Below are 19,746 nucleotides of genomic sequence, written 5' to 3' on the forward strand. Positions count from 1 at the left end.
TAAGGTTTTCTATCTTTTGCCCAGTCTAAGGATTTGGCACGACTCGACAGCTTATCGCACAATGGTTGATGCCGCACCAGGTATTCTCAGCTTGGCATAGTCGCCGCTTAGTTGAATACGTGATGGTGGTTGGTGTAGAGTTGCACAACATCTTTGCACTGCGGCTTGGTACTCTCGCCATTGCTTACGGATTGCAATACTTGCAGCATCGTTACCTAAATCTGAAAATCTTAGCCCCGCTCGAATTAGCCAAGTTTCCACATCAGTTGTTTCACCCAGCATTTCTGGTATGGCATTAATTTTTTCCATGAGTAATATCTTTTACACGTATTTTAAATTAGTAATTTTACTTTAAGAAAAACTATTGATAATAGCCAATATAATTATTTATCAAAATCATCAATAAAAATGATTAAAAAAAGAGAACGAATTACTATTACGGCTCTCATTTGGATGCATACACGTAGGGGCACAGCATTGCTGTACCCCTACGAATTATCTGTATTTTATGCAATTGAGAACCGCTATATTACGGCTGACAAATATCATTGCTTTAGGTTGTGAATAAGCTATTTTCTAGCTTGGAATCACTAGAAGCGATAGCCTAATCCGGCTTGGAAGCTGACAGCATCGGCATCACTATTTCTGTAGGCATCAATGCCCCATTTAGTATCGCCATAAGCAATGACGTTGTTCCTAACTTCTGATTCAATACCAAGGGTAAGTACAGGTGCATTCTGATTGCCCAATGGGGTTCTTTGACCTTCATCAGTTACAAAAGAATAACCACCACCGAAGTAAAGGTTAGTGTTTTTGGCGATAGGCGCATCGTAAGTCACTATGGGCATAATTGCGGCAGCATCCCCACCATACAGCACAGAACCCCGCACTGAAACAGGCGCATTGGGAACGGCGTAACGTCCTTGAATATTACCACCAATTTGTGATTCATCATTTCCTTGTCCGCCACTGGTTGCACCAACCGCAACACCAGCACCGATGTAATTGCCGTTTGTGCCAGCTGTTTGAGCAGAAGCAATTCCCGCCGAGAGGACAATGGAAGCAACAGCAACGAAAGAGGCGGCTAATTTTGTAAGTTTCATAGAATTCTTCTCACTAGAGTTAGGTAAAATCAATATTCTCTAGTACTAGAATCTCTTTTTTTACAAAATGTAACCTCGCACATCTGGTTCACCCAAGTGGTTGAATTCTTTCTCACCCACTTGGGTGTGACAAGTGAATTTAAAAAAGGAACAGGTTAATTGTTACAGGAAATAGTTACTATTCCCGATCCCCTATTTCTCAATTGGAACTAATGCTTAAGTCTTTGCCAATTCGGTTTTTGATTACTCGCGCAGGTATGCCTACAGCAACGGAGAAAGGAGGAATATCTCTATTGACAACTGCTCCCGCGCCAATAACACTGCCTTTACCGATGGTAACTCCATCTAATACTGTTACTCCATGCCCTAACCAACAGTCATCCTCAATTACAATTCCCTTGCGAGTAACACCTTGGTATTTAATCGGCTCCATCAGATCGGCAAAATTATGATTATTAGCATATATCCCTGAGTGGGCAGCTATTAAGCAGTGTTTACCAATTTTGATATCTCCTGGCCCCTCAATACACACGTTGGGAGCAATGAATGTGTCTTCATCAATATGTATACACGTATTTTCTAAACACCCTATATCAACGTTACGCTCAATAGCGACTCTATTTGCTAGATGAATTCTATTATTTTTATGTCCTCTAGCATCCATCCTTACACCTTTGAAAATATATACTCCACTGCCTATCTCAATACAGCAAGTACCGTTAAATTCAACACCATTTTGAATATAAACTGGGCTGCCTATATGGGCAAAAATACTCCGATATCCAAAATTACGCAACTTTGGCCCCAAAATAAGTGTAGGGATATCCCCTAACACAGTAGTTACTAAAAGTTCTTGCACGCGCTGCAATTTGGAAAAATATTGCTCATTATGCATGGCTACATATCTCTTCAGTTAATTGTTGTTGACAAGATTGATTTGTTGCGTCTGTAGCCTAATCTTCTGCCAATACCAAAAAGCTGTGTACTTATTAATACATGATTTTCATTGGCAGTATTACCAAAATTTACCCATGTTTTTAGATGGTTTTCCTAATGTTGAAAAACCGGAGCCTGGTTTTGACTATGTGAGCAATTCTTTAACTTAGGTGGGAGAGAATTACTCAATTAATAAGCTGTTCGACATTTAAATTGCATAAGTTGGACTGGTAATATGTCCACTTCACACGAATTATATTTAATTCAATTATGCAAATTAGATGTTTTTTAGCTTATGCACAATTGCCTTGGATTGTTAGAAGCTTTTGTACCAATCACAGTACGTAAAAATTTTGCTTCTTTTTCACCAAATCAATTAACAAAACAATCTCAGTGCATTACAGAGTCAAACCCCAGACAATTAAATTGTCTGATGGGAAAATTTGTTGGTTTAGATAGGCTACTGTTTCAGTTATTTGGCATTGCAAAGCTTGTTACGCAAATAGGGATAAAGTTGTTTACCTTGAGGCTACTTTTTCTCAAGCGGTTTTAGTCTTTTGAAACAACTCAGTTCCACAAGCTAATATTGCAACAAAAAATACATTTAACTAGACTATATTCAAAAATTAGATAAATTTTTTGCCTAGCATGACAATGTAATTATTGTTGGATTTTTATGGGTATTTTTGCCCAGCTAAAATCCAACTAGGGTGGATTATCTCCCACATCAGCCATCACATTGAAGTTAACCATCGGTGCAAACAAGTAAGCGCTTCCCCGACTGCTATGACGGCTTTCTTGCAACGAATTTCTAGAGTATGCTGCTCCAATCATGTTGCACACAGATGATTTACAGACTAACCAATTTATGTTTTTAATAACAATTGTTTTTAACGATAACACATTTTATTTTTAGTGGAACACTCTTATGAAATAATTTAATTTTCAGGTTGCTTGTTAATTGTAATGGCGAGATTAGTTAATTTTTTTACTAAAGCAATGCCTACGACGGGCAAAGCCTACGCTACTCTGAAATAATTTTATACACATAGAGAAAAATTGTTGAAATCGGTAACTTTAAAAATTTTCTAAGCGATTCATTACCATTTATGTCTATATTTTTACTATTGCTTGTCCAAATAATTTTATATTTTTGTGTTAACTCGGAATGATATCTACTATACTGATGACACCCTCTTGGTTAAAAAGCTAAAAATTTTCCTCTTCCTTATTGCTTGTATCTAAAAATTTGTAAATCACCCATTCGGGTGAGCCAAGCGGGTGATGCGTGCTTGGCACTATTTATTATAAATTTTATTGAAAGAAAGCTAAAACGTAGCTTAGTTTCTAGGAGAAGTCCAGAAAAAACATCAAATGCCCAGATTGAGGTATCGGTTTTAACTCACACACTTGGTTCAAATTATGGCTTTAATTAAAGAAATTGCCCAAGAAGCTCTAACTATCGGCTATCTGAGTGTTGTAGCCGAAGATCAACTGCGATCGCAACTTCAAAGTAATTATGACTCAGAAGACCTAGATGCCTGGATCATTTTACAGCGAGCTATTGCGGCGGGTGATGTTAAACAAGAGTCGCGCCGAAAAAAAGCTTCTCTCTCTCCTAAAGCCAAGGACGCTTCATCTAGTATTAAACTTGCTTATCAAATGGCAGCCGAGATTGCTTATGCAGCAGCTGTAGCTTTGTCAATGACAAAAAGTACCAAAGATCAGCCTTCACTAGGCGCATAAAATAACACGCTACTAGGTTATTTATCTGATTTAGTATTAAAATTTTATACCAAGTAGTTAGCGCTCCTTTTCCTAGTTAACTGCTTGGTATTATTTTTACACGATTTAATTTTAAACGATGTCTACGATGGGCTATTGAGCGTCACATCACCTTAAACTAAGGTTAACCAAATAATAGAGTAAGTCTTTCCTCTCACAGTGCCTCTTGGTTAAGGCAGTTTTATTAAAAAATAATTAAAATTTTAATTCCTTGACTCAGCTATGAGGAACTTTCACCCTCAGCCAAGACCTTAGATTGATCCCCAAAATCAATTCTAAAAGAAATATAAATTATTTATTAAAAACTAAATTTTTTTCAGTGATACATGGCACTAAGTGATTAAATTTTAATATACCAAGTACATGGCTGAGGGTAAGGCATAGAATTAGAAACACCTTGGTGTAAACTTTAGCAACGAGGTTAAAAAAAATTCTCAATGCTTAACAAAGTCATGGCTTTTTCACAAACTACTGTATAAAGAATTGGCAACATTGGTAAAGAGAGTAAACAATAACCATAGCTAAACTTGGAGTTTTGCCAACCTATGCAGCCAATTCGCACATTTAACGTATCCCCTTCACTACCGCCACGACTCGAACCACTACGGCGGCTAGCATATAACTTGCAGTGGGATTGGAACGTTGACACTAAAGATTTATTCCGTCGCTTAGACTCTGACCTGTGGGAGTCTAGCCATCATAACCCGGTGTTAATGTTAGGTACTATCTCTCAATCACGGCTTCTGGAAGTTGTCGAAGATGAAGGCTTCCTAGCGCAAATGGATCGAGCTGACCGTCAGTTAGACGATTATTTGCAAGAGCGCACCTGGTATCAGAAACAACGGGAGGATAAACCAAAAGAATGCTACGCCTATTTTTCGGCGGAATTTGGACTTGTAGATTGTTTACCCGTCTATTCTGGGGGCTTGGGCGTTCTGGCAGGGGATCACCTCAAATCTGCCAGTGACTTAGGGCTACCGCTTGTAGGCGTAGGTTTACTGTATCAGCAAGGCTACTTTGCCCAGTATCTCAATGCCGATGGCTGGCAGCAAGAACGCTACCTGATGAACGATTTCTACAATATGCCCTTGCATCTAGAGCGCAATCCTGATGGTTCAGAATTGCGAATTGCGGTAGATTATCCAGGACGCAAGGTGTATGCCAGAGTTTGGCGCGTACAGATAGGAACGGTGCCCCTCTATTTGATGGACACCAACATTGAACCCAACAATGTTTACGACGGCGACATCACAGATCAACTGTACGGTGGCGACATCGATATGCGTATCCACCAGGAAATCATGCTGGGGATCGGTGGTGTGCAAATGCTCAAAGCTTTGGGTTTGAAAGTCACAGCCTACCACATGAATGAAGGCCACGCCGCCTTCTCTGCCCTAGAACGCATCCGCTTGCTGATTCAGGAAGAAGGACTGAATTATCCCCAAGCTAAACAGGTGGTGGCTTCCAGTAATATCTTTACTACCCACACGCCAGTACCGGCAGGGATTGACTTGTTCGCTCCTGACAAAATGCTCCATTACTTGGGATACTATGCAGAGATATTTGGGTTGCCTAAAGAGCAATTTTTAGGACTAGGGCGTGAGAATACAGGCGATTTATCTGGGCCTTTCAGTATGGCGGTGCTGGCGCTGAAGATGGCAACATTTTCTAACGGTGTCGCCCAACTGCATGGTGTGGTGTCGCGGCAAATGTTCCAGGGCTTGTGGCAGAATGTGCCAGTAGAAGAAGTGCCGATCGCAGCAATTACTAATGGTGTCCATGCTCGGAGTTGTGTTGCGAAATCTACTCAAGAATTGTACGATCGCTACCTGGGGCCAAACTGGTCATCAGCACCACCAGATAGCCCATTGTGGGATCGGATGGATGCCATACCCGATGAAGAATTGTGGCGCAATCACGAACGCTGCCGTTTAGATATGATTTTGTATGTGCGGGAGCATTTAGTCAAGCATTTAACCGATCGCGGTGCTTCCGCTTCCGAAATTTCCCAGGCACAAGAAGTTTTAGATCCTTACGCTTTCACCATCGGCTTTGCGCGCCGCTTTGCCACCTACAAACGCGCTACCCTCTGGATGCGTGATTTGGATCGGATTAAGCGGCTTTTACTAGCTAACAAAGACCGGAAAGTGCAATTTGTGATTGCTGGTAAGGCACATCCGAAGGATATTCCAGGTAAAGAACTTATCCGTGAGATCAATCACTTTATCCGCGAACAACATTTAGAAAAACAGGTAGTGTTTGTTCCCAATTACGACATTCACATCTCCCGGTTGATGGTTGCGGGTTGCGATATCTGGTTAAACACACCGCGTCGTCCCCGGGAAGCCTCTGGTACAAGTGGCATGAAAGCAGCAATGAATGGCTTGCCGAATTTAAGTGTACTAGATGGCTGGTGGGATGAAGCTGATTACGTCCGCACAGGTTGGGCAATTGGACATGGAGAGAATTACGACGATCCTAACTACCAAGATGAAGTAGAAGCAAATGCTCTCTACGAATTGTTAGAGAAGGAAGTTGTACCGCTATTTTATGAGCACCGGGATAGTGATGGCTTACCCCGTCCGTGGGTTGCCAAAATGAAGGATGCAATTCGGTTGAATTGTCCCTTCTTTAATACAGCGCGGATGGTAGGAGAATATGCACAAAGGGCTTATTTCCCGGCTAGCGATCGCTATCATACCCTGACTGTTGATAACTATGCCCCAGCTAAAGAACTAGCTGCTTGGAAAGAAAAATTGGGCGAACACTGGTTTAACATCAGAATCAAAGATGTTGACGTATCGGCAGCTTCAGATATTGAGGTTAACCAAACCGTTGCTGTTAAAGCCAAGGTTGACTTAGCAACTTTGACGAATGATGATGTGCAGGTGGAGTTATATCAAGGTGCGATCGATGCCAATGGTGATATTGTCAACGCTGTCCCAGTGGTGATGGATTACCAAGGTGAAGATGCACAGCAATTGAGTATTTACACGGGTAATATCACTTATACTGTTTCTGGTTTGCAAGGCTTGTCTTTGCGTGTATTGCCGAAGAATCAATACTTAGCTAATCCTTATGAACCAAGGTTGATTGCTTGGGCAGAATAAGAGTACTGAGTTATTGTTGAATACTCAATATTAGGCGTTGCTGATTTAAGTTTAGCAACGCCTTTTATATCAAACATTTTCAGGTAGATAATTAATATCTAGTAGCTGTTCTAAGGTGTAAATACAAGATTGGGGTAAGTTATCTAGTTTTCCTTCAGTTTTATCAATTACATATCCTAATGCATCATAATAAATTGATGCTAACTCTATTTCTAAAAATTGATATAAATTCGTTGTCAAATTACGTTTTAATTGGTTCCTAAAATTCCTAATTTCTGCTTTCCAATGTCCAGATTTATATTGAAACTCTTCTGTCCAGAATTGCAGCAATAAAAGATGTCTAAGAATTTGTTCTAATAAACTGACCTTGGCTTTGTCTCTACGACCCAAATTGTCTAGCTCCTCAATTAAGTTTTCTAAATCTAATTCTTCTAAATGGTTAGCTTTTAATAGTTTGATTGTTTGCTCTAACCAAAGATGATCATCAATTTCATAAAGCTCTTTTAAACTCAAGTTAGAACTAACTCCTTGCATAAAATCTCTTTGAGTTAAATCTTACGAGATTACAATTTTAGGGTAACATTCTTTGAGGGATGACAATGTAGCCTGTGGTGCGATCGCCAAGTACTAAATTACGTTGTTCTCCCCAATACCACCAGTATGCAGCAACGTAAGCGCAAATTAGGCTATCTAGTTTATCTTCGGTTGCTTTGAGAGCTGCGCCTGTGGTGGGGATTTCAAGGAGTAAGGAACCGCAGAGGCGCAGAGGAGGACAGAAAGAGGGGAGGATATTGAGAAGATAATTTTGGAGTTTGATTAGTTCTAAGCGGCGCTCAGTGAGTCGTCCTTTTTTGTATTTGAGGATGCGTTCTAAGTTGAATAGGTTAACGATTGCTGGGTGGGGAAAGACTTCTATTTGATATCTGCTGAGTTTTTGCGGTTCAATGGTGGGTGCATGTGCAAAACCGCGTGATTCTAATTCTAAGCCAAAGTTGATGGTGCGTTCTGCGAAGGGTAGGTTTTGATTAGCTGGGTAGCATCCTGCATGATATTTACCGAAGTATTTGTGGCTGAGTTTGTCGGCGAGGCGGCTCCCAGTGGCGTTGGGTATGAGGGTAGGTGCATCTACGGCGATGATGGCTGGTTCGTCTGATTGTACGCTTTGATCAATCCAGGTGAGGATGTCTGCAATGGCTTCTTTGCGATTTAGATCAAGTAGTTGCAGTTGTCCATCTATCCATTCTAAACAGCATAGTCCACTTGGTTGAGATTTCCAGCCTAAATCAATGCCAATAAATTTCATTGTCATAACACGAATTTGCGATTATTTTCGCATTTTGCGGCAACGATTCATCTAAATTTACTTGCTAAAAATTGTGATAAATAATCTTATAATCTTAAATAGCTTGTCTTAATTTATTTTATCTGGCAATAAATTAATCAAGATTATTCCAATGAAAGTTTTATTTTTACATCCCAATTTTCCCTCGCAATTTCGTAATCTAGCGACAGTTTTAGGTAAAGATCCTAATTGTCAAGTCGTCTTTGGGACAAATCGTCGTGAAGGCGAAATACCTGGCGTTTTTAAAGCTATTTACACTCCTTCTCGTGAAGCTGCTCCCCAAACCCACCATTACGTTCGCAACCTGGAAAATGCTGTTCTCACCGCCCAGGCTGTCTATCGCGTGACAGAAAAATTAAAAGCTGAGGGTTTCGTTCCAGATATAGTTTATGGACATTCTGGTTGGGGCCCAACTTTATTTATGAAAGATATTTTCCCCAAAGCAGAATTATTATGTTATTTCGAGTGGTTTTATCATGCTCACGGTTCCGATGCAGATTTTGATCCTAATGAACCATTGAATGCTGATGATGAATGCCGTATTCGCGTCAAAAATGCGCCGATTTTGACTGATTTATATAGCTGCGATCGCGGACTTTCTCCAACGAATTGGCAGCGTCAGCAATTTCCCAAAGAATATCATAGCAAAATCACTGTAATTCATGATGGTGTTGATACCAAATATTTTGTCCCAAAACCAGGCGCAAAGTTAGTTTTACCAAGAATAAATCTCGACCTTTCCCATGTGGAAGAGTTGGTAACTTATGTGGGACGGGGGATGGAACCTTATAGAGGTTTTCCGCAGTTTATGGAAACGGTGGCGCTAATTCAGCAGCGACGACCTAAGTGCCATGTAGTAGTTGTGGGAGAAGATCGGGTTGCCTATGGTAAAAATCTTCCTGATGGGCAGACTTATAAACAATTAATGCTAGAAAAATTATCTTTGGATTTATCGAGGCTGCACTTTACAGATAGGCTTCCTTACAATGAGTATCTTCAGGTTTTGCAAGCTTCTTCAGCTCATGTTTATTTAACTCGTCCTTTTGTTTTATCTTGGTCAATGTTAGAAGTCATGGCAGCAGGATGTTTACTAATAGCCTCTAAGACTCCGCCAGTATTGGAAGTCGTACAGGATGGGGTAAATGGGCTGCTGGTAGACTTCTTTTCTCCCCAGAATATTGCTAATCGGGTTGAAGAGGCGCTGAATCATCCTCAGGAAATGCAAGCAATTCGTGCGAATGCACGAGAGACTATTTTGAAGCGTTATGATTTGGCAAAACTATTACCACAGCATTTGCAATGGATGTTTGCTGGCAAAAATTCTAATAGTTTGAAGAAGCGTCCAACTTCTAAAGGATTTGGCAGAAATTAGATAATATTCGTTATCAGCCATTAACCTCTTGTATAAATATTTTTGCTTCAAGCAAAGGTGCCAATAAAAGCTGAAAAGAACGACTTTTGTAATAAATATATTAATTATTAGTTATTGGTCAATAACTAATGACGAATGACAAATGACAGAGAGCAATATTTAAAATGCGAATTATTTTTACCATTGCCCATTATTTCAAACCTAGCAATGAGGGTCGTCATGCTTCTCAACGCAAAGACCCGCAACCACGCTTACAGGCGTTAACTAATAGCCTTACTGCCTTACACCAATTATTTGGTAAATCTCAAAGTATCATCAATATTGCTCAACGAATGGCTTTCCCTGCTAACCAGCCGCAATCTCACGAATTAGATATTGTTATTTGTACAACAAAAGATAATCATCTTCTGAATCAGCTTCCCCTACCATCCCATTTATATAGGCATCATTCTAGCAATGCAGAACCTCTACTTTTAGGATTTGAGTGCCAAGCTATTCTGCAAAGTTGTCTCGGTCAGTATGATTACTACTGCTTCCTGGAAGATGACCTAATTATCTATGATCCTTGGTTTTTTATAAAATTAAACTGGTTTACCCAACAAGCAGGTGATTTAAATTTGCTCCAGCCAAATCGTTATGAAGTTTCCCCTTACGGTTTGGTTCACAAAGCTTACATTGATGGGGATTTAGCTTTGCGAGTAACTGCTCCCTTTCAAAATGTGCAGGAGCAACAGGAACTCAAAGGTACAATTATGAATGCACCAATTACCTTTTGTCGTGCCCTCAATCCCCATGCAGGCTGCTATTTTTTGAATGCAAATCAGATGACTTATTGGGCTAATCAAGCTTATTTTATCGACCGAGATATTAGCTTTGTTGGCCCTCTAGAAAGTGCTGCCACCTTGGGAATTATGAAGACATTTCGGATTTACAAAACCTCACCGGAGCAAGCAAGTTTTTTGGAGATTCAGCACTTTGGAACAGGGTTTTTGGGGCTAATTGGAGGACAGGTGGGTTTAGCAGAAAGGTAAATAGAATTTAAGAGTTTGGTTTTTGTGAAAAAAATTAACCGAGATTTTACATAACCCATCAATATTACTAAGTAACCATACAATGAATGCGGTTTCTTGAGAGCGATGTCTACGACGGGCTATGTCTATAAAACTGTCAACTTAAGACTACTCTACCGCCCCACGCATTGCTGTATATGCTAGCAGGGTAAGCGCATCTAATTTTGTAGCTCTTGATACAGATAAAAAGCTTAAAACTGTACCTGAATATCAATTTTTCATTCAAAATAGGACGAATTGTCGTAAATGATTGAAAAAACATGGGTCAAATAGCTTTTTATGTTTTTTTAACCACATAAATACGAAAATGTCAATCCCACCCCTTGGCTCAGTGTAGTAATTTTGAACTTATTTATGCTTTGGCTAAACCCCAAAACCACCGTGTCAATAGGGTTTGAGATGCGCTTACCCTGTATATGCTAGTGGGGTTTTAATATTCATATCTCCTACTAAAGGTACATACTTTTTTAGAGACTGTAGTGTATAAATAAAACCGTGTTTAAACTCATAATTCACTTTCAGTATTCACTTATACTATCGATAGAAAATTTATGGTAAAAATTAGATTAACTTTTTAAACGATTTATTGTAATATAAATTAAATAAAGTTTACTAATATTTATGGAAGTTTGTAACGCCCAAAAGTTAATTTGCCAAGCAGAGTATGCAAAAACATTGCGTCCCCTACTTCCGGCAAAAGTATTTCTTCCCGATCCAAGTAAATTACTGATTATATTAATTAATTGGGCAATTTTGATTCTAGGCTGGGCGATCGCATCTTATCTAGATCGTTGGAATTTATATCTTTTATGGCTTTATTTGCCTTTAGCTATAGTGATGGGCAATAGTGTTATCGTCTTGCTATTTAGTTCCCATGAACTAATGCACGGTAGCGTAATTAGAAACTCCCCTATACTACTCAGAATTATTAGCTTGCTAGGGCTAGCGATGTTATGGATGCCACCCACATTGTGGAAAGCAGTACATAATCGAGAACATCATAATAAAACTAATTCTTTAGCAGATCCTGATCGCAATTACTTATACAAGCAGCCGAAAACTTGGGGTAAATGGATTCAAAATGTATGCGTACCTTCTGCTGAGGTTAATCCCATCAGTTTAACAGTGGGAATGGCAACCGCATGGGGAACACATAATCTTCGGAATTTAGCTTCTGTGCTATTCTTTAATCGTGAATCTGTGAGTTTTGTTCCTGCTGCCTTTACAGTCAAAACTAAAGAGCGTTGGTTAATCGCAGGTGAACTTTTTGTAATTTTCATGATTCATTTGAGTATTTTAGTATATTTAAAATTTAATATCCTAAAAATCGTGTTGAGTTACTTTCTGCCTATTGGGATTGGTTACGCTGGAGTAATGTTTTACATCTATACAAATCACATGCTTTGTCAGATGACAAGTGTCAACGATCCACTCATTAATAGTATTTCCTTGCGTGTTCCTCAACTATTTGACAAATTGCATTTAAATTTTTCTTATCATACAGAACATCATATTTTTCCAGGAATAAACTCTGACTATTATCCTCTAGTGCAAGAATTATTAAAGATCCATTATCCTGAACGTTTAAATTTATTAAATGTCAAAGATGCTTGGCAGTTGCTTATGCAAACGCCAAGGCATTACAAAAATGAAGATACCTTTACCGATTGGTCGGGAGAAAAGTCTGTTCCTTGCGCTATAATCGATAATTACAAAATTATGTAAATTGATGTTTGCTATCATCTTGGAAGCACTGCTCACCAAGAGATTGTACAAAGATAAGTTTAACTTTTACCGTTGTTTTAGCAACTGTAAAAGTCAACTCCAATATTTCAACGGCGAATTGCGCTGGAAAATGTCAAAATTAAATGAGTTTTGCGTAGGCAAAAAGCAATTTGTCGCGAGACATCGCCATTTTACAAGCGCGGATTTGAGATAACTAAGTTGAAATTTATGGGCAAACAACGTGTTCTTTCTGGAGTTCAACCAACCGGCAATTACCATCTAGGTAACTATTTGGGAGCCATTCGCAACTGGGTAGAAGGTCAGAGCGAATACGAAAATTACCTGTTTGTGGCTGATTTACATGCGATTACAGTGCCACACGACCCAAAACAGTTGGCAGCTGATACCTACACCCTTGCTGCTCTCTATCTAGCTTGTGGTCTTGATTTAAATCACTCTACCATTTTTGTACAATCCCACGTTTCGGCCCACAGTGAACTCACCTGGTTGCTCAACTGCATTACACCTCTAAACTGGCTGCAAGATATGATCCAGTTTAAGGAAAAGGCTGTTAAACAAGGAGAAAATGTGAGTGCAGGTTTATTGGATTATCCTGTGCTGATGGCAGCTGATATTTTGCTTTACCAAGCTGATAAAGTGCCAGTGGGTGAAGACCAAAAGCAACATTTGGAATTGACACGGGATATTGCAGCTCGGTTAAATCACCAATTCGGTAAACCAGATCAGGCAGTTCTAAAGTTACCAGACCCTTTGATTCGTAAGGAAGGGGCAAGGGTGATGAGTTTGGCGGACGGTACACGCAAAATGTCCAAATCTGATCCTTCTGAGTTAAGCCGAATCAGTTTGCTAGATTCACCAGAACAGATTCAATACAAGATTAAGCGTTGCAAAACCGATCCGATTCGTGGGCTGACCTTTGATGATCCAGCGCGTCCAGAGTGTAATAATTTGTTAACGCTGTATACATTGCTTTCTGGTAAAACGAAGGAAGATGTAGCTGTTGAATGTCAGGATATGGGTTGGGGGCAATTTAAGCCATTGTTGACGGACACGATAATTGAGTCTCTCAAACCAATTCAAGAAAAATATCAGTCGATAACGGAAGATAAAGGCTATTTGGAGTCTGTGTTGCGGGATGGAGGGGAAAAAGCTAGAGCGATCGCAAATCAAACTTTATCACAAGTAAAAACTGCTTTAGGCTACTCTCTTCCTCTATAACTTGTCCCTTTTCGGTGTGATTGGCTATACCATTTAAGAAATTGAAATTCTTAATTTTATGCATCACACCCATAGCCCCACAGCCTTCAAGAGAGCTGTACAAGCAGGTGAATTTCTAGTTACCGCCGAGGTAGCACCCCCGAAAGGGGGAGATCCAGCACACATGATTCAAATGGCGGCGACTCTTAAGGGAAGGGTTCATGCTGTCAATATTACTGATGGTAGCCGCGCAGTATTACGGATGTCTTCGTTAATGGCGTCGGTGATTTTGTTACAAAACGGCATAGAGCCGATTTGTCAAATTGCTTGCCGCGATCGCAACCGCATCGGTTTACAAGCTGATTTGATGGGCGCTCATGCTTTAGGTATCCGTAATATTTTAGCTTTGACTGGTGACCCAGTAAAAGCAGGCGATCATCCAGATGCTAAAGCAGTGTTTGACTTAGAAGCTGTGCGACTGCTGCAACTGATTCGGAAGATGAATCAAGGCGTTGATTGCAACGATAAACCCTTGACTGATGGAGCGTTAGATTTATTTGTTGGTGCAGCAGTAGATCCGCAATGTAAAAGTTGGTCGGGTTTACAAAGTCGATTTGAACGCAAAATCGAAGCCGGAGCACAGTTTTTTCAAAGTCAGTTAATTACCGATTTTGAGCGGTTAGAAAAGTTCATGGATACCATTGCTGCTGGCTATAAAAAACCAATTTTGGCAGGAATTTTTCTGTTGAAATCGGCAAAAAATGCCCAGTTTATTAATAGATGTGTTCCGGGTGTTAATATTCCCCAACATATTATTGATAGATTGGCAAAAGCCAAAGATCCTTTTGAGGAAGGGATAAAAATCGCTGCCGAGCAAGTGCAAATAGCACGCCAATTATGCCAAGGTGTCCACATGATGGCGGTGAAGCGAGAAGATGCGATCGCGCCAATTTTAGATTTGGCTGGGATTGCTCCAGTTAATCAGTTGGTTTCCAAATAAAGAAGATAACGAATCTTTTATTAAAGCAGATGGCTATTCCCATCTGCTTTTTTATACTGAAACAGACACATTTACACTACTTTTGATAAACTTTGAATATCCAATTTTAGCCTTACTAAACTCAGGTGCAAACTGACAAAATATTTTATAGTTTATTTCAAACTTTCCCTAGCATATTTTTTGCAATAATTGGCGATACGACTGCCAATGTAAACGCATATCAATTTGTTTCAATCGAACTAAAAGAAACTGCTTTTAGGATTGATGGAGTATTTATACCGACAAGCGAAACCACAAACCAACCCCTCTACTTTGTTGAAGTCCAGTTTCAATTAGACCCGACTTTCTATAGACGCTTCTTTGCCGAAATCTTTGTTTACTTGCGTCAAAACGAATCTATAAATTTTTGGCGTGCTGTTGTTATCTATCCCCAACGAAGTTTAGATCCAGACGATCGGCTACCGTATCAGTTGCTGCTAAACAGTTCACAAGTGCAACGCATTTATCTAGATGAATTAGATACAGGTGAGAACTCACTGCAAGTTGCGATCGTTAAATTAATTATCGAAAGGGAAGAGACAGCCCTTGACAAAGGAAGAGAATTGATATTACAAGCAAGACAACAACTGGCAGATGAAACTACCACCAAGCAAATTGTAGAATTGATAGAAACTATTCTGTTGTACAAATTTACCCGGTTAAGCCGAGAGGAGTTAGCAGAAATGTTGGGTATAGACGACGAATTCAAAAAAACACGGATGTATCAATCAATCAAGAAAGACGGCTTAGAAGAAGGTCGCCAGGAAGGTCGCCAGGAAGCTAAGTTAGAAGCTATTCCCCGGTTGTTGGCATTGGGGTTGGGTGTGGAACAAGTGGCGGTGGCTCTCGATTTGACAGTGGCGCAAGTACAGCTAGTAGCCCAGGATCAGTCTAGGTCATAGTGGGCGCTGCTTGCGTCTAATTGTAATCAGCAAGTGCGTAAACTACGCCTACGCACTTAAAACCTGGGTTACATCTTACCGTGTTCCAGCACTTGTTGTAGATGTTGGCGAATCTCTTGTGCGTGTTCAATATCAGATTGACGCAATTTTTGGAACAACTCTACACAAGGCTGAGAACCTACTTTTTCTGCATCTTTGATGTAGGTATCGTAAGCTTTAACGGCTTCAGCCTTGTTGTGCAAAACGGTGACAAAATCATACTCCAAGTCGCTAATCGCTTGTTGAGACTGTCCGTTACCTGTATTTGTAACCATTGTTTGAACCTCTTTTAGAATTTCTAATTAACTTATACTTGCCCTAAAAGAGGGATTCATCTTCCAAAAAGAGTATATTTCAATACGTCAGAAATACCTTGCAAAAGTAAGTTATACCATTTTAGATTTTAGATGCATCCAAGTTCCTGATACAGGCCCAAGCAAAGGAGTGGAGAGTAAAAAAATGCTTTTTCCCTACTCTCCACTACAGACGTGATTAATCGCGTCTCTCCCACCCCCCATTTTCATAACAATTTATCCAAGCGGTTGATTCTCATCACATTGACGTGAATACTGTAATTCCAACTCGTTTTGCCGTTCCCTACCTCCTCTATAGACAACCGGACAAAACTTAGTGTTAGCACTCATGCAATCCATGTGTGGCGTTTTAGCGCAGACTACGAGTAGTCCACCCAGAACAAACAACAAACCACAAATTGCAAGCGTATTAACCCAATGCATTTCCAGCGCTCCGTGAACTACTACCTCGCGCAGTAGAGATACAATTGTTACCTCCACTGCCACTCCCACAGAGATACTATGTTCTTGCAAATAGACCATTAATAGTCGAAATAACTCGACTAAAATCAACACAAATAGTATTTTTGCAGTCACATGTTTATAGTCTAGTGGCTGCGTGAGGGCGATAGCTATTCCCCACAATTGGATTAGCATGACGGCGAACAAACCAAAACACAAAACAATCACAATTAAGTCTTGAAAGGCTTCCATGTTGCGAACAATTGATTGCCGATCAAGCCAGCGATCGCTAAATAAAAATCGACTTTTCTGGCGCTTTTGCATGTAGATTTTTCCAATCGGGACAAGTTCAGACAACACCAGCGAGTCAACCCAATAGTTTTATGTTATGCAATATTAAGTTTTTGCGCCTCAGCGAGGTTGGTAATTTAAATTTTGTGCTTGTTGCAACAATTGCTCGGCATTTTTCGCCCACTGAGGATTCTTTTGAGCATTGTATAAATCTCTAGCAAATTGCAATACTTGCACTGCATCTCCATATTGCTTTAACTGCATAAAAACTAACCCTGCACCATAATAAGCGTTGGGATAGTTAGAGTTAGCTTCGGCTGATTTTCTAAAAGCCTCTAATGCCTCTTGCAACTTGCGTTGCTGAAACCAAATTGAGCCGAGATTGTAGTAAGCTTCTGGATACTTTGGATTAATTTTTACTGCCTGATTAAACGCATCTCTGGCTTGATCGAGTTTACCTTGTTGGAGATAACATATCCCTATATGATAATGAGGCTCTGGTGCATTTTTGCTATATTTTATGGCTTTTTTAAAAGATGCGATCGCTCCTTCGCAATCTCGTTGCTGCTCTCGTACCAACCCCAAGTTATAATGAGCAAATCCTAGTTTGGGATCAAGTTCTAACGCTCGTTGTAAGTAATCGTTAGCTAACTTTAAATTATTGCCTTCTAACAACGCACCACCTAAATTAGCAAAAGCTGGAGCAAACTTAGGATCGGCTTGCGTCGCTCGATAAAATGCATCCGCAGAGGGTTGTAATTGTCCCGTTTGTCGGAATGCTAATCCTAAATTATACTGCGCTGGTGCTAATGTCGGATCTAATTGAGTTGCTTGTTTAAAGGCTGCGATCGCATCTTGTACCTTTCCCGCCTGAATTGCTTGTAAGCCTTGGTTTAACCAGTCTACAGCAGTTTTACCATTAGATTGTGCCTGCTTTGAGGGGACAGGAGCAGATAAAGATAGAGAGGCGGAGGAAATGCTAACAAGCAGCATCAAACTTACTAACCCAGCTATGCGATATTTAAAGAATGATTTTCCCATTGATTTTCTGACTTGCAACACTTTCGGTTAAATTTACTTTATAAAAACTTTTTTACAAAAATTTTTATTTTGCCATAAAAGCCTATTTTTGTTAAGTTCTATTAAGCCAAATCTTACAACGGGCTACAATTTTTTTTAATTTAGATTAAAAGGAGGATAATAACAAATTAAAGAAGGGATAATTTTGACTCCAGAGAAGCATTTTTTATCCCTGATAAAAACAGAATCATGCGGTTAGGAAAAACTTACCGCAAGGGAGGTTTTATGAACGAAAAAGTAAAATCGGGTTCGCGGAATGTTGCAATTGTCGGCCCTTATTTAAGTGGAAAAACTACTTTACTAGAAAGCTTGTTATTTGTCACAGGGGCAATTTCTCGCAAAGGGAGTATTAAGGACAGCAATACAGTGGGAGATAATGCTGCCGAGTCGCGCGATCGCCACATGAGTGTAGAAGTCAGCGCCGCTAGCACTGAGTATAACGACATTCGCTTCACTTTTATTGACTGTCCGGGAAGTATAGAATTTGCTCAAGAAACGTACAATGCTTTAATGGGAGTTGATGCGGCAATTGTAGTTTGCGAACCCATCCGCGAACGAGTCCTCACCCTAGCCCCTCTATTTAAATTCCTCGACGATTGGGAAATTCCCCACCTCGTCTTCGTCAACAAAATGGATCGGGCAAATATTCACGTTTTAGAAACGTTGCACGCCCTCAAAGCAGTATCTAGCCGTCCCCTGGTAGCGCATCAATATCCCATCATGAACGGGGAACAACTCACCGGCTTTATCGATATGGTGAGTGAACAGGCGTATCAATATCATCCAGGCGCACCTGCTGACCCCATTCCCTTCCCCGACAATTTAAAAGAAGAAGAACATATAGCGCGGGCAGAAATGCTCGAAGCTTTAGCAAATTTTGACGATCATTTACTCGAAGAACTTTTAGAAGACATCGAACCTCCTCAAGAGGAAATCCTCAAAGATTTAAAAATGGAATTAGGGGCAGATTTGGTAGTGCCCGTTTTCTTTGGTGTAGCAGAACAAGATTATGGTGTTAGACCTCTATTAGAAGCCTTGTTACGGGAAGCCCCCGAACCAGAAAGCACAGCAGAACGTCGTTTAAAAAACATAAAAGGTGATACACCTTTAGCGCAGGTATTAAAAACTTACTACACTCCCCAAGGTGGCAAACTCTCTCTCGTGCGTGTTTGGCGGGGCAAATTAACTGATGGCATTGTCCTCAATGGCATTCGCACTGGTGGAATTTACCGCCTCATGGGACAACAACAGCAGTCAGTTAACCAAGTTAATGCTGGTGAAATTGTCGCATTGAGCCGTTTAGAAGGAATCAAGACAGGCGATACAATCTCCACAGAACAGCAGTCGGCAATAAAATTACCCAAAGCTGTAGAGTTGGAACCAGTGTATGCCCTCGCCATTACACCAGAAAAGCGCAATGATGAAGTAAAACTTAGCGGTGCCATCACCAAGTTATTAGAAGAAGACTGTTCACTTGCTTGGGAACAACACGGCGATACTCATGAAGTTATCTTGTGGGGACAAGGCGAGATTCATTTACAAGTCGCCTTAGATAGACTGCGCCGCAAATATAACTTGCCGATGACAACTCATTTACCACAAGTGCCTTACAAAGAAACCATCCGTAAAACAGTGGCTTCAATTCATGGGCGCTACAAGCACCAAAGCGGTGGTCACGGACAGTTTGGTGATGTTTTTCTCGACATCAAACCCCTACCACGCGGTACAGGTTTCAACTTTAATGAAACCATTGTCGGCGGTGTGGTTCCTAAACAGTACATTCCTGGGGTGGAAATGGGCGTGCGGGAATTTCTCACACATGGGCCTTTGGGCTTTCCAATGGTGGATTTGGCGGTAACTCTGACTAATGGTTCGTATCACAACGTTGATAGTTCCGAACAAGCTTTTAAACAAGCTGCCCGATTGGCAATGCAAACGGGAATACCCCAAGCGGAACCTACCCTGTTAGAACCAATTCT

At 40.3% G+C, this 19,746-nt stretch carries 18 protein-coding genes; 9 read left to right on the forward strand and 9 right to left on the reverse strand.

Annotated features, from left to right (window positions below; genetic code table 11):
• Positions 1–51: 51 nt before the first annotated feature.
• From VE944_RS25480 to VE944_RS25495, 4 genes are all read right to left on the reverse strand, one after another.
• The gene (locus tag VE944_RS25480) at positions 52–309 is read right to left on the reverse strand and encodes a hypothetical protein (protein ID WP_324983671.1); all 258 of its coding nucleotides are present in this window, start codon (positions 307–309) and stop codon (positions 52–54) included.
• A 281-nt stretch (positions 310–590) separates the two neighbouring features.
• A complete protein-coding gene (locus VE944_RS25485) occupies positions 591–1,103 on the reverse strand; it encodes an outer membrane beta-barrel protein (protein WP_324983676.1) in 513 nt (170 codons plus the stop codon).
• Positions 1,104–1,302: 199 nt separating this feature from the next.
• Entirely contained in the window at positions 1,303–1,998 is a 696-nt protein-coding gene (locus VE944_RS25490) for an acyltransferase (RefSeq protein ID WP_324983679.1), read from the reverse strand.
• A 746-nt stretch (positions 1,999–2,744) separates the two neighbouring features.
• Positions 2,745–2,873, reverse strand: a complete 129-nt coding sequence (locus VE944_RS25495) for a hypothetical protein (RefSeq protein ID WP_256091202.1) — start codon at positions 2,871–2,873, stop codon at positions 2,745–2,747.
• 588 nt (positions 2,874–3,461) lie between these two features.
• On the opposite strand from VE944_RS25495, the gene VE944_RS25500 reads away from it, so the two are divergent.
• Positions 3,462–3,785 (forward strand): hypothetical protein, encoded by a 324-nt coding sequence (locus tag VE944_RS25500; RefSeq protein WP_109009161.1) that lies wholly within the window; start codon positions 3,462–3,464, stop codon positions 3,783–3,785.
• A 584-nt stretch (positions 3,786–4,369) separates the two neighbouring features.
• Positions 4,370–6,934: an alpha-glucan family phosphorylase gene (gene glgP / locus VE944_RS25505; RefSeq protein WP_324983684.1), complete on the forward strand. Its 2,565-nt coding sequence runs from the start codon at positions 4,370–4,372 to the stop codon at positions 6,932–6,934.
• A gap of 69 nt (positions 6,935–7,003) precedes the next feature.
• Here glgP and VE944_RS25510 read toward each other — a convergent pair whose 3' ends face one another.
• A complete protein-coding gene (locus VE944_RS25510; RefSeq protein ID WP_324983687.1) occupies positions 7,004–7,468 on the reverse strand; it encodes a DUF29 domain-containing protein in 465 nt (154 codons plus the stop codon).
• A gap of 37 nt (positions 7,469–7,505) precedes the next feature.
• Positions 7,506–8,237 carry a DUF429 domain-containing protein gene (locus VE944_RS25515; protein WP_324983736.1) on the reverse strand — a complete coding sequence of 244 codons (732 nt, stop codon included), beginning with the start codon at positions 8,235–8,237 and terminating at the stop codon, positions 7,506–7,508.
• Positions 8,238–8,388: 151 nt separating this feature from the next.
• Between VE944_RS25515 and VE944_RS25520 the strand changes: the two genes are divergently transcribed.
• The 6 genes from VE944_RS25520 (at position 8,389) to VE944_RS25545 (ending at position 15,602) form a co-directional block, all read left to right on the forward strand.
• Positions 8,389–9,648, forward strand: a complete 1,260-nt coding sequence (locus VE944_RS25520) for a glycosyltransferase family 4 protein (protein WP_324983690.1) — start codon at positions 8,389–8,391, stop codon at positions 9,646–9,648.
• Between the two features lie 164 nt (positions 9,649–9,812).
• The gene (locus VE944_RS25525; protein ID WP_324983693.1) at positions 9,813–10,679 is read left to right on the forward strand and encodes a calcium-binding protein; all 867 of its coding nucleotides are present in this window, start codon (positions 9,813–9,815) and stop codon (positions 10,677–10,679) included.
• A 660-nt stretch (positions 10,680–11,339) separates the two neighbouring features.
• Positions 11,340–12,443: a fatty acid desaturase family protein gene (locus tag VE944_RS25530; RefSeq protein WP_324983696.1), complete on the forward strand. Its 1,104-nt coding sequence runs from the start codon at positions 11,340–11,342 to the stop codon at positions 12,441–12,443.
• A gap of 228 nt (positions 12,444–12,671) precedes the next feature.
• Complete coding sequence (gene trpS / locus VE944_RS25535) at positions 12,672–13,682, forward strand: tryptophan--tRNA ligase (protein WP_324983699.1); 1,011 nt, start codon at positions 12,672–12,674, stop codon at positions 13,680–13,682.
• A gap of 58 nt (positions 13,683–13,740) precedes the next feature.
• Positions 13,741–14,661, forward strand: a complete 921-nt coding sequence (locus tag VE944_RS25540) for a methylenetetrahydrofolate reductase (RefSeq protein ID WP_324983702.1) — start codon at positions 13,741–13,743, stop codon at positions 14,659–14,661.
• 125 nt (positions 14,662–14,786) lie between these two features.
• Entirely contained in the window at positions 14,787–15,602 is an 816-nt protein-coding gene (locus tag VE944_RS25545) for an Rpn family recombination-promoting nuclease/putative transposase (protein WP_324983703.1), read from the forward strand.
• Positions 15,603–15,670: 68 nt separating this feature from the next.
• On the opposite strand, the gene VE944_RS25550 is transcribed toward VE944_RS25545, so the two are convergent.
• From VE944_RS25550 to VE944_RS25560, 3 genes are all read right to left on the reverse strand, one after another.
• Positions 15,671–15,916, reverse strand: a complete 246-nt coding sequence (locus VE944_RS25550) for a hypothetical protein (protein WP_324983706.1) — start codon at positions 15,914–15,916, stop codon at positions 15,671–15,673.
• A gap of 255 nt (positions 15,917–16,171) precedes the next feature.
• Positions 16,172–16,720, reverse strand: a complete 549-nt coding sequence (locus tag VE944_RS25555; RefSeq protein WP_324983709.1) for a phosphate-starvation-inducible PsiE family protein — start codon at positions 16,718–16,720, stop codon at positions 16,172–16,174.
• A gap of 87 nt (positions 16,721–16,807) precedes the next feature.
• Positions 16,808–17,728, reverse strand: coding sequence for a tetratricopeptide repeat protein (locus VE944_RS25560; RefSeq protein WP_324983712.1), 921 nt, complete (start codon positions 17,726–17,728; stop codon positions 16,808–16,810).
• A 264-nt stretch (positions 17,729–17,992) separates the two neighbouring features.
• On the opposite strand from VE944_RS25560, the gene VE944_RS25565 reads away from it, so the two are divergent.
• A partial coding sequence (locus VE944_RS25565) for an elongation factor G (protein WP_324983715.1) occupies positions 17,993–19,746 on the forward strand: 1,754 nt, incomplete at its 3' end.

The organism is Nostoc sp. (assembly GCF_035638895.1).
Classification (GTDB): Bacteria; Cyanobacteriota; Cyanobacteriia; order Cyanobacteriales; family Nostocaceae; genus Nostoc.

Bases quoted from the DNA above. Each gene is read 5' to 3' on its own strand.
- VE944_RS25480 (WP_324983671.1), bottom strand. From the start codon at position 309: ATGGAAAAAATTAATGCCATACCAGAAATGCTGGGTGAAACAACTGAT.
- VE944_RS25485 (WP_324983676.1), bottom strand. From the start codon at position 1,103: ATGAAACTTACAAAATTAGCCGCCTCTTTCGTTGCTGTTGCTTCCATT.
- VE944_RS25490 (WP_324983679.1), bottom strand. From the start codon at position 1,998: ATGCATAATGAGCAATATTTTTCCAAATTGCAGCGCGTGCAAGAACTT.
- VE944_RS25495 (WP_256091202.1), bottom strand. From the start codon at position 2,873: ATGATTGGAGCAGCATACTCTAGAAATTCGTTGCAAGAAAGCCGTCAT.
- VE944_RS25500 (WP_109009161.1), top strand. From the start codon at position 3,462: ATGGCTTTAATTAAAGAAATTGCCCAAGAAGCTCTAACTATCGGCTAT.
- glgP (WP_324983684.1), top strand. From the start codon at position 4,370: ATGCAGCCAATTCGCACATTTAACGTATCCCCTTCACTACCGCCACGA.
- VE944_RS25510 (WP_324983687.1), bottom strand. From the start codon at position 7,468: ATGCAAGGAGTTAGTTCTAACTTGAGTTTAAAAGAGCTTTATGAAATT.
- VE944_RS25515 (WP_324983736.1), bottom strand. From the start codon at position 8,237: ATGAAATTTATTGGCATTGATTTAGGCTGGAAATCTCAACCAAGTGGA.
- VE944_RS25520 (WP_324983690.1), top strand. From the start codon at position 8,389: ATGAAAGTTTTATTTTTACATCCCAATTTTCCCTCGCAATTTCGTAAT.
- VE944_RS25525 (WP_324983693.1), top strand. From the start codon at position 9,813: ATGCGAATTATTTTTACCATTGCCCATTATTTCAAACCTAGCAATGAG.
- VE944_RS25530 (WP_324983696.1), top strand. From the start codon at position 11,340: ATGGAAGTTTGTAACGCCCAAAAGTTAATTTGCCAAGCAGAGTATGCA.
- trpS (WP_324983699.1), top strand. From the start codon at position 12,672: ATGGGCAAACAACGTGTTCTTTCTGGAGTTCAACCAACCGGCAATTAC.
- VE944_RS25540 (WP_324983702.1), top strand. From the start codon at position 13,741: ATGCATCACACCCATAGCCCCACAGCCTTCAAGAGAGCTGTACAAGCA.
- VE944_RS25550 (WP_324983706.1), bottom strand. From the start codon at position 15,916: ATGGTTACAAATACAGGTAACGGACAGTCTCAACAAGCGATTAGCGAC.
- VE944_RS25555 (WP_324983709.1), bottom strand. From the start codon at position 16,720: ATGCAAAAGCGCCAGAAAAGTCGATTTTTATTTAGCGATCGCTGGCTT.
- VE944_RS25560 (WP_324983712.1), bottom strand. From the start codon at position 17,728: ATGGGAAAATCATTCTTTAAATATCGCATAGCTGGGTTAGTAAGTTTG.